The 14,792-nt window shown below is 71.7% G+C and carries 15 protein-coding genes; 4 read left to right on the plus strand and 11 right to left on the minus strand.

Features of this window, described 5'->3' with window-relative positions:
- Positions 1-20: 20 nt before the first annotated feature.
- Positions 21-1,274 (plus strand): styrene monooxygenase/indole monooxygenase family protein, encoded by a 1,254-nt coding sequence (locus ACFZDC_RS13310; protein ID WP_391323202.1) that lies wholly within the window; start codon positions 21-23, stop codon positions 1,272-1,274.
- On the opposite strand, the gene ACFZDC_RS13315 is transcribed toward ACFZDC_RS13310, so the two are convergent.
- The 4 genes from ACFZDC_RS13315 to ACFZDC_RS13330 form a co-directional block, all read right to left on the minus strand.
- Positions 1,247-2,311: an NlpC/P60 family protein gene (locus tag ACFZDC_RS13315; protein ID WP_391323204.1), complete on the minus strand. Its 1,065-nt coding sequence runs from the start codon at positions 2,309-2,311 to the stop codon at positions 1,247-1,249. The genes ACFZDC_RS13310 and ACFZDC_RS13315 overlap by 28 nt on opposite strands.
- A gap of 112 nt (positions 2,312-2,423) precedes the next feature.
- The gene (locus ACFZDC_RS13320; protein ID WP_391323206.1) at positions 2,424-2,753 is read right to left on the minus strand and encodes a hypothetical protein; all 330 of its coding nucleotides are present in this window, start codon (positions 2,751-2,753) and stop codon (positions 2,424-2,426) included.
- 10 nt (positions 2,754-2,763) lie between these two features.
- On the minus strand, positions 2,764-3,417 hold the full coding sequence (locus tag ACFZDC_RS13325; protein ID WP_391323208.1) for a TetR family transcriptional regulator: 654 nt from the start codon (positions 3,415-3,417) through the stop codon (positions 2,764-2,766).
- A 135-nt stretch (positions 3,418-3,552) separates the two neighbouring features.
- Entirely contained in the window at positions 3,553-4,491 is a 939-nt protein-coding gene (locus ACFZDC_RS13330; RefSeq protein WP_391323210.1) for a diiron oxygenase, read from the minus strand.
- Between the two features lie 123 nt (positions 4,492-4,614).
- Between ACFZDC_RS13330 and ACFZDC_RS13335 the strand changes: the two genes are divergently transcribed.
- The gene (locus tag ACFZDC_RS13335) at positions 4,615-5,724 is read left to right on the plus strand and encodes a diiron oxygenase (protein WP_391323212.1); all 1,110 of its coding nucleotides are present in this window, start codon (positions 4,615-4,617) and stop codon (positions 5,722-5,724) included.
- A gap of 35 nt (positions 5,725-5,759) precedes the next feature.
- Positions 5,760-6,614, plus strand: a complete 855-nt coding sequence (locus ACFZDC_RS13340) for a hypothetical protein (protein WP_391323458.1) — start codon at positions 5,760-5,762, stop codon at positions 6,612-6,614.
- On the opposite strand, the gene ACFZDC_RS13345 is transcribed toward ACFZDC_RS13340, so the two are convergent.
- The 6 genes from ACFZDC_RS13345 to ACFZDC_RS13370 all read right to left on the minus strand — a co-directional run bounded on the left by ACFZDC_RS13345 (position 6,598) and on the right by ACFZDC_RS13370 (position 12,808).
- Positions 6,598-7,104, minus strand: a complete 507-nt coding sequence (locus tag ACFZDC_RS13345) for a DUF3291 domain-containing protein (protein WP_391323214.1) — start codon at positions 7,102-7,104, stop codon at positions 6,598-6,600. The genes ACFZDC_RS13340 and ACFZDC_RS13345 overlap by 17 nt on opposite strands.
- Positions 7,105-7,148: 44 nt before the next feature.
- Complete coding sequence (locus ACFZDC_RS13350; protein ID WP_391323460.1) at positions 7,149-8,606, minus strand: penicillin-binding transpeptidase domain-containing protein; 1,458 nt, start codon at positions 8,604-8,606, stop codon at positions 7,149-7,151.
- Between the two features lie 23 nt (positions 8,607-8,629).
- On the minus strand, positions 8,630-9,991 hold the full coding sequence (locus ACFZDC_RS13355) for an FtsW/RodA/SpoVE family cell cycle protein (RefSeq protein WP_391323216.1): 1,362 nt from the start codon (positions 9,989-9,991) through the stop codon (positions 8,630-8,632).
- A gap of 203 nt (positions 9,992-10,194) precedes the next feature.
- A complete protein-coding gene (locus ACFZDC_RS13360; RefSeq protein WP_391323218.1) occupies positions 10,195-11,430 on the minus strand; it encodes an ATP-binding protein in 1,236 nt (411 codons plus the stop codon).
- Entirely contained in the window at positions 11,427-12,209 is a 783-nt protein-coding gene (locus tag ACFZDC_RS13365) for a hypothetical protein (RefSeq protein WP_391323220.1), read from the minus strand. The genes ACFZDC_RS13360 and ACFZDC_RS13365 overlap by 4 nt, the downstream gene beginning before the upstream one ends.
- Positions 12,210-12,301: 92 nt before the next feature.
- Positions 12,302-12,808: a dual specificity protein phosphatase family protein gene (locus ACFZDC_RS13370; protein ID WP_391323221.1), complete on the minus strand. Its 507-nt coding sequence runs from the start codon at positions 12,806-12,808 to the stop codon at positions 12,302-12,304.
- 101 nt (positions 12,809-12,909) lie between these two features.
- Here ACFZDC_RS13370 and ACFZDC_RS13375 point away from each other — a divergent pair, with 101 nt between their 5' ends.
- Positions 12,910-13,716, plus strand: coding sequence for an NERD domain-containing protein (locus tag ACFZDC_RS13375; protein ID WP_391323223.1), 807 nt, complete (start codon positions 12,910-12,912; stop codon positions 13,714-13,716).
- A 183-nt stretch (positions 13,717-13,899) separates the two neighbouring features.
- On the opposite strand, the gene ligD is transcribed toward ACFZDC_RS13375, so the two are convergent.
- Positions 13,900-14,781 (minus strand): non-homologous end-joining DNA ligase, encoded by an 882-nt coding sequence (ligD, locus tag ACFZDC_RS13380; RefSeq protein WP_391323225.1) that lies wholly within the window; start codon positions 14,779-14,781, stop codon positions 13,900-13,902.
- Between the last annotated feature and the right edge of the window lie 11 nt (positions 14,782-14,792).

The raw sequence follows: 14,792 nt of genomic DNA on the forward strand, positions 1-14,792 counted from the left end.
TGTTAGGAGCCCTCACCCGCATGCGGAAGATACTCGTCGTCGGAGCCGGCCAGTCCGGACTCCAGCTCGCCCTCGGCCTGCAGTCGCACGGTTACGAGGTCACCCTGATGTCGAACCGGACCGCGGACGAGATCCGCTCCGGCCGGGTCATGTCGACGCAGTGCATGTTCGACACGGCCCTGCAGCACGAGCGTGATCTCCAGCTGAACTTCTGGGAGTCCCAGGCCCCGAAGATCGAAGGACTCGGCGTCTCGGTCGCGGCGCCCGGTTCGCACGACCCGGGGCCCACGCAGCGCGCGATCGACTGGGTCGGCAGGCTCGACGGGTACGCGCAGTCGGTCGACCAGCGGGTGAAGATGGCCGGCTGGATGGAGACCTTCGCCCAGCGCGGCGGCCAGCTGGTCATCCACGGCGCGGCGGTCGGCGACCTCGACTACTTCTCCCGCACCTACGACCTCGTCCTGGTCGCGGCGGGCAAGGGCGAGCTGGTGTCGATGTTCGCCCGCGACCCGGAGCGCTCCCCGTACAGCGAGCCGCAGCGCGCCCTCGCGGTGGCCTACGTCCACGGACTCGGACCGCGCCCCGAGCACCCGGAGTTCGACGCGGTCCGCTGCAACCTGGTCCCTGGGGTCGGTGAGCTGTTCATCATGCCGACGCTCACCACCTCCGGCCGTGCCGACATCCTGTTCTGGGAGGGCATACCCGGCGGCCCGCTCGACGTCTTCAACGGCGTCAAGGATCCCGCGGAGCACCTCTCCCTGACCCTGGAACTCATGGAGAAGTTCACGCCCTGGGAGTACGCGCGGGCCACGAAGGCCGAGCTGACGGACGCCGGGGGCACGCTGGCCGGCCGGTACGCCCCGACCGTCCGCAACCCGATCGGCCGGCTGCCCGGCGGCGGTCTCGTGCTCGGCGTGGCCGACGTGGTCGTCGCCAACGACCCGATCACCGGTCAGGGCTCGAACTCCGCGTCCAAGTGCGCGGCCGCGTACCTCGCCTCGATCCTCGAGCAGGAGGACGAGCCGTTCGACGAGGAGTGGATGCGGGCCACGTTCGACCGTTACTGGGCGACGGCCCAGCATGTCACCAAGTGGACGAACGCGATGCTGGCCCCGCCGCCGGAGCACATTCTCAACCTCATCGGCGCGGCCGGTCAGCTGCAGCCCGTGGCGGATCGATTCGCCAACGCCTTCAACGACCCGGCCGACTTCGAGAACTTCTTCTACGAGCCGGAGAAGACGGGCGCTTATCTGGCCTCGGTCGCCGGCGCCTGAGCGGGTGAGGCGTCCGGGCGTACTGCGCCCAGTACGGGATAGGAGGCCAGCGGGGACACCTCGACCTTCTCGCCCGGTCGAGGTGCCTGTACGACCTTGCCGTTCCCCACGTACATCGCCACGTGGGTCGCCTCCGGGTAGTAGACGACCAGGTCACCCGGGCGCAGGTCGCGCAGGGGGATCCTCTTCAGGCGGGCCCACTGTTCCTGGCTGGTGCGGGGGATGGGGGTGCCCGCGTGGTCCCAGGCCTGCGAGGTCAGGCCCGAGCAGTCGTACGACTTCGGTCCCTCGGCGCCCCACTGGTACGGCTTGCCGAGCTGGTCCATGGCGTAAGCCACCGCCCGGTCACCCTCGTCGGAGGCGGGGCGGGCGTCGTCGCCGAGGGCGCCCGAGGTCGTGAGTTTGCGCTGGGCGTCGGCGACCCCGGTCTGCTCCAGCCTGGCCACTGCACCGAGTTGTTCGGGCGTGAGGGAGGTGAGGAGCCGTTCGACGTCGGTCAGTTTGGCGGTCACGTCGTCGCGCTGCTTCTTCTGCTTGTCGGCGAGGGTGAGCCGGGTGTCCAGCGCCTTGCGGGCCGCCCTGGCCAGTGCGTCCCGCTTCTTCTCGGTGCCGGTCAGCGAGGCCACCGTCTTGGCGCGCTCGCGGGCCAGCCGGCCGATGACATGGCCCTCGTCCAGGGCGTGCTGCGGATCGCGGCCGAGGAGCAGGCGGACGTAGGGGGAGAGGTCGCTGCTGTTCTGGTACTGCTGCCGGGCCAGGCGTCCGGCGTCCATCCGGCTGTCCTGCAGGGCGAGCCGGGCCCGGGCCAGTTCGCCGTCGAGGCGGGCCACCTCGGCCTGTTGTCGCTTGAGCTGGCCCGCGGTGGCGTTGTAGGTCTCGGTCGCCTGCTCGACCTGCCGGTAGAGCCGCTGAAGGTCCGTCAGCAGCTGGGAGACCGGCCGCTGCGGGTCGGGTGCGGCCGCCGCGGGAACGGGCGCGAGGACGGCCTGGGCCGCCACCGCGGCCGTCCAGGCCAGACGCAGAAGCACTCCTGACACGTCATCACCTCCGGGGCGGAACGGGCGGACCTTCCGCCTGCTTCCGCACGGTGATAATCAGACGTGTTCGCGCGATGTGTGCAGCATGCGTGCGCCGGGCGGCGCAACCTTCTCACCCGGTCGGGTCGTCCGGCTTGCCGGACGGCGTGTTGTCCCTCTTGGTCCACGGCTTGGTCCACGGCTTGGTCCACGGCCACCTGACCCCGCCGCCGCCCCGGCCGCCTTCGGGGTCGTACCGGTACTTCCAGCCCTGCACCATGCCGAGCTTCTTGCCGTGTCCCCTCGGCACGCGGCGGTAGACGAGCACGGTGGGCGGGCCGCCGGCCGCGTCCGGGACGGGGATGCGGTACGTCTTCGGGGGGTGGCCGGTCATGCCCAGCAGGACGGGCAGCACCCGCCCGTCCATGGGGCCGCCCTCGAAGGGGGTGTCCTGACTCTTCACGGCCCCAGTCTCAGCCATCCTCGGTGAGCGCGCCGACGAGGGCCGCTGTCTGCGGGTCGCGGGTGGCGGTCACCGTGAGGACCGCCACGAACTGCTCGACCAGCCAGTCGCGCAGTTCGCCGACCTCAGGCTGTTTGTCCTCGTCCAGCCAGATCAGGGAGGCCGCCTCCACCGCCGTGATCCACATCCGGACGGTCATGCGCAGGCGCGGGCCGGGGTCGCAGACGCCGAGGTGGCTGAGAATGTGCTCGGCGGCGGCCCGGCGTACCCCGTCCACGATGGCGGTCGTCCGGGACGTCTCCACCACGCTGCCGCCCTGGAGCAGCGCGCTGAAGCCGGTGTCGTGCTCGTCCACGAAGGTCAGATAGCGGTCGAGGGCCCGGGACAGGCGGGGCAGCAGGGGGCCGTGCCGGGGCTCGTCGAAGCACTGCCGCAGCTCCTCGGCGGCCGACCTGAGCGCGGCCTCGTACAGCTGCTGCTTGCCCCCGGGGAAGTACCGGTACACGAGCGGTCGCGAGACCCCGGCCGCCTCGGCCACGTCGTCCAGCGAGACCTCCTCCGGGGCGCGGTGCGCGAAGAGGGAGAGCGCGGCGTCGAGGAGCTGACTGCGACGCTCCTCGACGCTGAGGCGACGGTAGGCGGGGGTGGCGGCCGACGGGGTCATGCCTCGCAGCGTAGTCGCTGGCCGCCTGCTCAGCCGTGGGTCCGCCGGTCGGCCGCCGGTTGGTCGTGGCCGGTCCCGCCCGCGCGGCGGAGCCGCACACCGGTACAGCCCTGCGCCCCGGTTGGGCATGCCTGCCTAGGCCAGCAAGCCCGACGACCTCCACAGCCGCCGGCCCACGCCTCGCAGCACCCCGATGTCGTCCAGGAAGTCCGTCAACCGCTTCGCGCCCGTCTGCATGACCTCCCGCCGGTGCCCACTGGCCTTCACCTGGGCCAGCGCCTCCCGCTTGTCCAGGCCGACGTTGGTGTACACCTCGGGGTTCACGAAGGCGACCGAGAACACCCGGGCGAACTCGCCCGAGGTGACCCGGGTGAACTCCTGCGACCACTTCGGCGCCGTGAGCATCTGGCGCCGCAGCTCCTCACGGGCGTAGCGGACGTGCCGGGCCTCCTCGACCACATGGATGCGCGTCACCCCGCGGATCAGGGGCTGTACCCGCTCGTCCGGGAAGGTCAGCCGCTGCATCCAGTCCAGCACCTCCTCGCCGAGCAGCGTGGCCGTGAAGGAACCGGGGGTCGTGGAGATGGTCTTGAACAGGCGCCCGAGGTTCTGGTGCGCCCGGCTCACCGGGTACCAGGGTGCGTCGCCCCGCGCGATCAGCCGCGCGAACATCTTCGAGTGCCGGCACTCGTCCTCGATCTCGGTGAGGGCGTACCGCACGTGCGCGCTCGTCGCCGCCTTGTCGTAGATGTGCCGGACCAACAGCTGCATCAGGATGATCTCGAACCAGATGCCGAGCGAGGCCAGCGCGGCGGCCTCGTGCTGGGAGAGCAGGATCCGCTGCTCCTCGCTCATCCGCCGCCACAGCGGGGTGTCGTACAGCGAGACCAGCTCCGGCGGCCAGAACCACTTGCCCTCCTCGAAGGGGGCGTCCCAGTCCAGCTCCTCGTCCGGGTCGAAGGAGTGCTTGGCGGAAGAGACGAGCAGCCGTTCGGCCACCTGTTCCCGGTCCTTGAGCAGGCCGAGCGCGTCGCGCAGCCCGTCGAGCGCGTCCTCTTCCGTCAGGGTCGTCATGGCTCCCTCACCTCGTTACCCGGGGGTACGTCGTCCACCCCTTATGAGACTGCCTGTCAGCAAGCGCGTCAATCCCCTGCGCATGACTTGTTGACTCGTCGTCTACGTGTGACTCTGCGAGGTATGCCGAGCCATGACCTGTACACCAACTCCCCGGGAGACTCCCCCTGGCAGGTGCCCGCGAGCGGGGCGGCCCGCTTCAGCTGGGAGTACGACGAGGGCCGGGACCGCCTGCTCGCCCTCTACCAGAAGGGCAAGGACAAGCAGTGGGACGGACAGAAACGCATCGACTGGGAGCTGGAGGTCGACCCGTACGACCCGCTCGGCACCCCCGACGAGTCGATGTCGCTGTACGGCACCCCGTACTGGGCCAAGCTCACCGACAAGGACAAGGGTGACCTGCGCCGGCACTACGCCTCCTGGCAGTTCAGCCAGTTCCTGCACGGCGAGCAGGGCGCGATGATCTGCGCGGCGCGGATCGTGGAGTCGGTGCCCGACATGGACGCCAAGTTCTACTCGGCGACCCAGACGATGGACGAGGCCCGGCACGCCGAGATCTACGGCCGCTTCCTGCACGAGAAGATCGGGATGCTCTACCCGATCAACGACAACCTCCAGTCCCTCCTCGCGGACACCCTCCGCGACAGCCGCTGGGACATGCCGTACCTGGGCATGCAGGTCCTGATCGAGGGGCTCGCCCTCGCCGCCTTCGGCATGATCCGGGACACCACCGACAAGCCCCTGCCGAAGCAGATCCTGGCCTACGTCATGCAGGACGAGGCCCGTCACGTGGCCTTCGGGCGCATGGCCCTGCGCGACTACTACAAGCAGCTCACCGATGCCGAGCTGCGCGAGCGCGAGGAGTTCGTCGTCGAGGGCTGCTACCTGATGCGCGACCGGCTGCGCGGTGTCGAGGTGCTGGAGAACTTCGGCATCCCGCGGGCGGAGGCCGAACAATTCAGCGAGAACTCCGAGTTCCTCCAGCTCTTCCGCAAGCTCCTGTTCAGCCGCATCGTGCCCTGCGTCAAGGACATCGGCCTGTGGGGCAAGCGGCTCCAGCAGGCCTACGTCGACATGGGCGTGTTCGAGATGGGCGACTCCAGCCTGGACCTGCTGATGGCCCAGGACGAGGAGATCGCCGAGCAACTGGACGCGGAACGCTTCGCGGCGCAGGAGCGGGAGCGGGTGGCCGAGGTGCGGGAGGCGATCGAGTCCGGGGCGGCCGAGTCCTGAGGATCACCCCTGTGCAGTAACGTGCTGGCGTGTCCATGCCTCCGCCGCCACAGCAGCCGCAGTACCCGAACCAGCCCCAGCAGCCGCAGTATCCCTACGGTCAGCAGCCCCCGCAGCCCCCGCCGCCCCCGGGGCCGTACGGTTCCCCGAACCCCCAGCAGCCGTACCCCCCGCAGCCGTACCCGCCGCAGCCCTACGGGCAGCAGCCCTACCCCGCCTGGGGCATGCCGCCGATGGGGCCGCCTCCGAAGAAGAGCCGGGTCGGTCTGGTGGTGGGCATCGTGGGCGGGGTCGTCGGTCTGGTCGTGCTCGGCGTCGTCGGGCTCGCGCTGATCGGGCTGAAGGTCGAGCACGACTTCCCGGCGGCCGAGAACAAGCTCACCCTGCCCAGGACCCTGCTCGACCAGAAGTACGAACTCACCGAGAACCTCTCCGACACCGAGGGGCAGAAGATCGAGGACGAGGTCGACGGCGCCTGGGACGCCAAGGTCACCGACACCGTGGTGGGCCGTTACGGTGTGGGCGGCAGCGCGAGCCGCGGCACCCTCGTGGTCTCGGGCCTCTACGGCCGGTTCCAGAACACGGCCCAGGGCCGCACCAACATGCTCAAGGGGGCCGGCAAGGCCGACGGTGTGACCGTGGTGGAGCCCGCACGGGACGTCACTCCGTCCGGCGCGGACACCACCATCGCTTGCGAGGTCGTGACCGAGAAGCAGCCCGGGGTGAGGGCCACCTACCCCGTTTGCGCCTGGGCGGACGGCAACACCGCCGCCATAGTCGGCGAGATCGGCCCGAGCGCCCTGACGGCGGACGCCGCCGACGTGGACCTCGACGCCGCGGCACGGCACACCGCCCAGGTCCGCTCCGAGATGGTCAAGCCGATCGGCTGACCTCCACCGTCTCCTGTGCGACCTCCACCGTCTCCTGTGCGGGGAACAACGTCCGCAGGGTGAAGGCGTACGGCGTCGGGCCGTGCGCCCTCAGGTGCAGCAGCCGTTCCTCCGCCTCGGCGACGGTCGGGCGGTGGCCGGCCGGGACCCACCACAGCGTGGTGACGGCCTCCGCGAGCCGCTCGAACCAGTCCCGGCGCCGGGACAGCAACTCCCGGTGCAGCCCCTGGTACATGAAGGCCGTGAGCGCGTCGACGTCCCGCCACACGGACATGTTGACGATCAGCCACTCGTCGCCGAAGACGGCGATGTCGGTCGCGTTGCCGGAGTCGTTCTGCAGCCGCCAGACGAAGCCGTCCGAGGCGTCCGCCACGGCGTTCACCGGGTCGAGCGCGTCGACGAAGTCCTTCAACTGAGGTGAGTCCAAAGGGAACTTGAGGCGAGCGATGTTGACCTGGGCGAGTTCGTGCGAGCTCGGCGCATGCGTCATGACCGAACGTTAGGTCGGTCGCGGCACGCTCGGGTACCCCCGTCTCACCACCCGAGAACCGCCCGCATGACCTCCTTGGCGATCGGTGCCGCGTCCCCGCCGCCACTGATCTCGCCCCGGTCCGCCGCGGCGTCCTCGACCACCACCGCCACCGCGACCTTCGGTGCCGGGTCGCCGTCGGCCTGCGCCCAGGAGATGAACCAGGCGTACGGCACACCGGCGTTGCCGATGCCGTGCTGGGCCGTGCCGGTCTTCCCGCCGACCGTGGCACCGGGGATGGCCGCGTTGGTGCCGGTGCCGTCGCGGACCACGTCGGTCATCAGCTCCCTCAGCCGCACGGCGGTCGACGGGCGCATCACCTGCCGCTCGGGCCGTACCCCGCCGCCCGTGATCGTCTCGCCGCCCCGGCGGGTGGTGCGCTCCACCAGGTACGGCGTCCGCAGCCGGCCGTCGTCGGCGACGGCCGCCGCGACCATCGCCATCTGCAGCGGAGTCGCCCGCGTGTTGTACTGCCCGATCGAGGAGAGCGCCAGCTGCGCCTTGTCCACATGGGTGTCGAAGGTGCTGGGTGAGACGGCGAAGGGGACGCGCAGCCGGGTGTCGTTGAAGCCGAACGCCTGGGCCGTGGCCCCCATGCCCGCCACCCCCACATCCACGCCCAGCTTGGCGAACACCGTGTTGCAGGACCACGCGAAGGCCTCCCGCAGCGAGGCGTCGCGGCAGCCGTCGCCCTCGTTGGTCAGCCGGGTGGTGGTGCCGGGCAGCCGGTAGGGGTCGGGGGAGTCGGTGTGCTCGTCCAGGTCCGTGACCACGCCCGCGTCCAGCGCCGCCGCCGCGGTGACCACCTTGAACGTGGAACCCGGCGGATAGGTCTGCCGTACCGCACGGTTGAGCATCGGCTTCTCCGGGTCGTGGTTGAGCCGCGCCCACGCCGAGGCCGTGGCCTCGCTGTTGCCGGACAAGGCGACGGGGTCGTACGACGGTGTCGACACCAGCGCCAGGATGCGGCCCGTTGCCGGCTCGATCGCGGCCACCGCGCCCTTGCGTCCGTGCAGCCCCTGGTACGCCGCCCGCTGCGCCCGCCGGTTCAGGGTCGTGACGACGTCGCCGCCGGGACTCGGCCTGCGTGTGACGTCGTTCCACAGCGGGATGGGCGAGAGCATCGGGTCGGTGCCGGAGAGCACCCCGTCCTCGGCGTGCTCCAGGAACGTGGTGCCGTACATCTGCGAGGCGAAACCGGTCACCGGCGCGTACAACGGACCGTCCCGGTAGGTGCGTTCGTAGCGCAGCTGCTCGCCGGTGTCCGAGGAGCCGGTGACCGGCTCGCCGCCGACCAGGATGTCGCCGCGCGGCTGCTGGTAACGGGCGATCGTGGGGCGGCGGTTGGCCGGATTGGCGTCGTAGGAGGCCGACTGGACGATCTGCACCCGGGCGGCGTTGACCAGCAGGGCCGCCAGCAACACGGCGCAGAACCCCCAGGCGTGCCGGATGTACTTCGCCATCGGCCGGCCGTTGCCGTACTCGGTCACGGGGCCTCCTGTCCGTCGTACTGGCTGCGGGCCGAGTCGCTCACCCGGATCAGCAGGGCCACGATCGCCCAGTTGGTGACGACCGAGGAGCCGCCCTGGGCGAGGAACGGCATCGCCATGCCGGTCAGCGGGATCAGGCCGGTGACCCCGCCCGCGATCACGAACACCTGCAGCGCCAGGATCGAGGCGAGCCCGACCGCGAGCAGCCGGCCGAACGGCTCGCGCAGGGCGAGGCCCGTCCGGTAGCCGCGCTCCACGAGCAGGGCGTAGAGCAGGAAGATCGCCGCGAGGCCCGCCAGGCCCAGCTCCTCCCCGGCCGTCGCCAGAATGAAGTCGGACTTGGTGGCGAAGCCGATGAGGATGGAGTGGCCGAGGCCGAGCCCGGTGCCGAGGAACCCGCCCGCCGCGAAGGCGAACAGGGACTGCGAGAGCTGGTTGGGGCCCTGCCCGGCCTCGATGGTGGCGAAGGGGTGCAGCCAGTCCTCGATCCGGCCGTTCACGTGCGGCTCCAGACGGCCGACGGCAACGGCACCGAGCACCCCGAGCAGCAGGCCGACCGCGATCCAGCCGGTCCGGCCGGTGGCGACGTACAGCAGGACGACGAACAGGCCGAAGAAGAGCAGCGAGGTGCCGAGGTCACGCTCCAGGACCAGTACGCCGACGCTCAGCAGCCAGATCGTCACGATCGGGCCGAGCACCCGCCCGGTCGGGAACTGCATCCGCCACAGCCTGCGGCCCGAGTACGAGAGCGCGTTGCGGTTGGCGGCCAGATAGGCGGCGAAGAACACGGCCAGCAGCACCTTCGCGAACTCGCCCGGCTGGATGGAGAATCCGGCGATCCGGATCCAGATGCGGGCGCCGTTGACGGCCGGGAAGAGGATCGGCAGCAGGAGCAGGGCCAGGGCCGCGACCACGCACACGTAGGAGTAGCGCTGCAGCACCCGGTGGTCGCGCAGCATCAGGACCACGGCGATGAACAGGGCCACCCCCAGGGTGGACCACACCAGTTGGATGGGGGCCGCCCGGTCGCCCGGCGTCTCCAGGTCCAGCCGGTAGATGAGCACCAGGCCGAGGCCGTTGAGCAGCACGCCGATGGGCAGCGGGAGGGGGTCGGCGTACGGCGCCCGGATGCGGACCGCGACATGCGCGCACAGGGCGAGCACACCGAGCCCGGCGCCGTAGCCGACGGCGCCGGGCGGGACGGTACCGGATCTCGCCAGGCCCACGGCGCAGTAGCCGTACACGGACAGCAGCACGGCCAGCACGATCAGGGCGAGTTCGATGCCACGGCGCCGGGGGAGGCGTACGGCGCGGGCAGGTGCCTGCGGCGCCGCCACGGCGGTTCCGGCCTTGGTCATGTCCGGAACCTACCCAAACAGGGCAGTCCCGCTCAGAAGGCGCCCCGGGGAGCGGAGCGCCCCGAGGGGCGGAGGGCAACTGCGCGACCGCCACACACCACCCGCGGCCCGCGGCTTGTCCGTGGCCTGTAGCTCGTCCGCGGTCTGTAGCTCGTCCGTGGCCCGTAGCTCGTCAGGGGCCCCGAGCCGTCCGCGGCCCCCGCCTACCGCAGGGTGAGTACGGCGACGGCCCCACCGTCGACCGCGTTGCCGAACGTCAGCCGAGCGCCCAGCACCTCCGCCTGGCCGACCGCGATGGTCAGCCCCAGCCCGTGCCCCTTCGCGCCGCCCTCGGTGCGGAAGCGCTGCGGGCCGTGCGCCACCAGGTACTCCGGATAGCCGTCCCCGTGGTCCCGCACGGTCACCACCGTCCCGTCCACCGTCAGCACCACCGGCGCCCGCCCGTGCTTGTGCGCGTTGGCCACCAGATTGCCCAGCACCCGCTCCAGCCGCCGTCGGTCGGTCTCCACCCGGGCGTCCCGCACGATCCGCACCTCGGTGTCCGTCCCCGAGGCCCGCACCACCCGTCCGGCCAGCGCGCCCAGCTCCTCGGTGTCCACCTCCAGCTTCTCCCGGCCGGTGTCCAGGCGGGAGATCTCCAGCAGGTCCTCGGTGAGCGTCCGCAGTGCCGCCACCCGGTCCCGGACCAGCTCGGTCGGCCGGCCGGGAGGCAGCAGCTCGGCCGCCGCGTGCAACCCGGTCAGCGGAGTGCGCAGCTCATGCGCCACGTCCGCGGTGAACCGCTGCTCGCTCAGCAGCTTGCTCTGCAGCGACGAGGCCATCGAGTCCAGCGCGGCCGCCACCGCGGCCACCTCGTCCGGGGGACGCGTCGGGTCCTTCGTGCGGGGGTCGTTCACGCGGGCGTCCAGGTCGCCCGCGCTGATCCGCCGGGCCACCCGCGCGGTGCCGTGCAGCCGCCGCGTCACCCGGGTCACCGCGAACACGCCGACCAGCACCGTCGCCCCGATCGCCAGGGCCGACGACCACAGGATGGACCGGTCGAGCCCGGCGATCGTACGGGACTGCTGCGCGTAGTCGACCTCCACGGTGAGCGCCCGGTGCCCGTCGGCCGGGCCCGCCGCCCACATGATCGGCTGCCCCTGATCCGCGGTCACCATCGTGCCGCGTTCGCCGGCCACCGCGAGCGCCCGCAGCCGCGCGGGCAGCCCCCGGGGCTCCACCCCGGCACCCGGCGGCAGCGCGTCCCCGGCCTCGTACGCCCGCGTGGCGTCCTGCAACCGGGACAGCGCCAGGTCACGAGCCTGGCCGACGGTCTGGTCGGTCACCGACACATGCACCATCACGCCGAGCAGCGCGGCCAGCGCGCAGCACATCACCGTGATGAACACGGCCGCCTTCACCGCGAGCGTCCCGGCCCACTGGGGCAGCGCGAGCCTCATCGCGCGCTCGCCGAGGGGGAGGCGCCGACCGGCGAGGGGGCACTTGCCCCGGCCGACGGCAAGGCACTGCCACTGGCCGACGGGGAGGGCTCGTGGCTGTGCCGGCCCTTGCCGGTGCGCAGGAACTCGTCCCGCGAGAACACCATCGCCCGCTGGTCCCGGTCCCAGGCCCAGGTGGTGCGGTACTCGTACCCGGAGATCCCGGCCGGGGAGCGGACGATCACCGCCCGGCCGGCCAGCTCGACGCCGATGATCGCGTCGTTGTCGGCCAGCACCTGCACCAGCTTGTGCTTCTCTACCGTGTAGACCCGCACCGCCGTCTGGTTCGTCGGGTACAGGCGGAAGCCGAGCGTCATGTCGTCCCGGCCGTCCCCGGTCAGATCCCGGTAGTACGCCTTCAGCAGCGGGCACCGCGCCCGGTCCCCGTCCGCGCCGCACTCCTTGATCCGGTCCACGGTCGCGTGGTACGCCCCCTTCGACCCGTAGTCGGACGGATGCGCGACGATCTCGGCCCGTACGACCTCCACCGGATCGACCTTTCGGATGTCGTCGCCCGGCACCTCGACGCCCTTGACGGTCTCCGTGCTCCCCTCGTCGTAGGGGTAGGCCGGGCTGGACGCCGGCCTCAGGTCCGGCCAGAGCCGCGCCGGCCTCACCGCCGTCGGGGTCGCACCGGCGCCCTCCAGACCGCCCCGGTCCCCACAGGCAGCCGCCGTCACCGACAGCAGGGCGACGGCGGCCGCGGTGAGGGCGGTACGCGCGTGGCGAGGGGCTGACACGGTGCTCCTGGGGCTTCGGGGACGATCATGGCCCCGGACACCCTATTCATAGGGAAGTCCTTTTTGCGCACTCGGGGCCGTGCTGGGAGAGGCTACTCGGCCGGCTCCTCCAGCAGCCGGGCGGTGGCCGGCCCCGTCCTCAGGTACTCCACAAACAGCTCGTTGTGCAGCGCCCACGGAGAGCGCCGGGCACGGATCAGCTCGATCGCCTCCTCGGCGGTGCGGCCCCGCCGGACCAGGGTGTGCGCGACGACCAGGCCCGAGCGGTTGTACCCGTGGTAGCAGCGCACCAGCACCGAGCGCCCGGCGTCCAGCGCCTCCTGCGCCGACCGGGCCAGCCGCATCACCCCCGCGAGCTGCGTCCCGTCCAGCGGGCCGTCCGGAATGGGCCACACATGATGCTCCGCCCCGGGTCCGGGCCCGTACCCCGGCAGCCGCAGCAGTGTCTGCACCACGTCGAACTGATCCCGTACGACGGCGAGCTCCAGCCCTCCCGAACGGCCCCGGAACTCGTGCCCGCCCATCCACAGGCCGGGCTCGATCTCGCTCCACGGGCTGTCCGGAGCCGGAACGCCGGGCTGCTCTCCGCGGGTCCGCAACGGCGCCTCCCCAACTCCCCTCCGAGGGCTGCTCTCCAAGGTAGCCGGGTTCTTGCCGTGGGAGCACCCCGCCTGTTCCCATGGTCGAGGGGTGATGGCGCATGAGCGGACTGCGCGTGGTGCCGACCTGGCGACACGGCCGCGAACGGCTGTACGTCTGCGGCCCGGACGGAGAGAACGTCGCCTGGTACGACCGGGAGACCGGCCGCGTGAACCTGATCGGCGAGGACCGCCGGGAGGACGTACTCAAGGCTCTGAAACCCTTCCTCGCCGGCTCGGTGACGGTGGGGCCGCCCCCGGTGCCCACCCCCGCGGAACTGGCCCGGCTGTCCCTGCACCCGGACGACGACCTCGCGCCCAACCGTCCCGGCGAGGCCCTGCTCGTCGCCCTCGAGCGCGACCCCGGCCCCGCCCACCGGCTCCGCCCGGACCCGCGTCGGCACGCCCTGACCGCCGAGCAGACGGTCGGCGAGGCGCTGGACCGGCTGGAGGGGGCCGGCTGGCACGCCCTGCACTCCGTCCCGCTGCCCGGCGGCGACCGCATCCACCACCTGCTCATCGGCCCCGGCGGCCTCTTCGCCGTACACGCCCTGTACGCCCGTAAGCAGCGGGTCCTGGTGGCCGACCCGATGGTCACCGTGGGCCGCCGCGAGGCCGAGCCGCTGCTGCGCCGCCTGCGCGCCGAGGCCGACCGCGCCACCCACGCCCTGACCGCGGAGGTCCATCCCGTCCTGGCCCTCGTGGGTCCGACGGGCAACCTGACGGTCACCGCCCAGCCCCGCGGCGTCCGCGTCCTCCAGGACACCGAGCTCGCGGCTCTCGCCCGTGTGGGCGGCGTACTGAAGCCGGCGGACGTGGAGGCACTGCACGCGATGGCCCGGGACCGGGGGACCTGGGGGAGGGTGTAAGGGGCCCGGGGTTCCCTTGGGTGCCGGCGTCCTCTTGTATGCCGGGGCCTTCTCGTGTGCCGTGCCGGACTCCCCTGGATGCCGGAGTGTCCTTGGGCGCCGGACTCCCCTGGATGCCGTAGTCCCCTCGGGTTGGGCGTGACGCGACGGGACGGGTGGTGGCGGCCGGGACGGGAACCCTTCTCAGGGCAGCGACCCCGCCCGCCGGGCATCCAGCAGTGGCGCCAGCAGATCCCCCTGGTCCCGCACCCGAGGCGCGATGTCCCCGGCCAGAAACTCCAGCTGTCCCGGGTCCCCGCAGTTCGCGACCTCCTCCCAGCTCACCGGCGCGGACACCAGCGGAGCTCGCCGCGCCCGCAGCGTGTAGGGCGCGGCCGTCGTCTTGCGCGCCGCGTTCTGGCTCCAGTCGACGAACACCTTCCCCGGCCGCAGGCTCTTCGTCATCCGGTGCACCACCAGCCGGGGCATCGCCCGCTCGGCCTCCACCGCGAGCGCCTTCGCGTACTCGCTCGTCCGCTCGGAGGAAACCCCGCGTACCGCCGCCAGCAGATGCAGCCCCTTCGACCCGGCCGTCTTGGCGTAGGCCTCGATCCCGTCCTCCGCGAGCCGCTCCCGCAGCCACAGGGCGACCTCGCAGCAGTGGACGATCGTCGCGGGCGCCCCGGGGTCGAGGTCGAAGACCAGCCGGTCGGCCTCCTCCGGCGACTGGACCAGCCACTGGTGCGTGTGGAACTCGGTCACCAGGTTCGCCGCCCAGACCAGGGTCGCCAGATCCTGTACGACCACCATCCGGGCCGGGCCCTCCGACCGGGGAACCTCGGCGGTCGTGACCCACTCGGGCGTACCCGGCGGCACATTCTTGGTGAAGAACACCTGCCCGTCCGGCCCGTCCGGATAGCGCAGGAAGGACACCGCGCGGTCGCGCAGATGCGGCAGCAGCACCTCGGCGGTGGTCGCGTAGTAGTGCACCAGCTCGCCCTTGGTGAAGCCGGTCTCCGGATACAGCACCTTCTCCAGGTTGGTGAGCGTGACCCGTCGCCCGTCCACCTCTGTGATAGGCGTCATAGGATTACAAT

The sequence above is a fragment of the Streptomyces sp. NPDC007905 genome (assembly GCF_042959345.1).
In the GTDB taxonomy this organism is placed as follows: Bacteria; Actinomycetota; Actinomycetes; order Streptomycetales; family Streptomycetaceae; genus Streptomyces.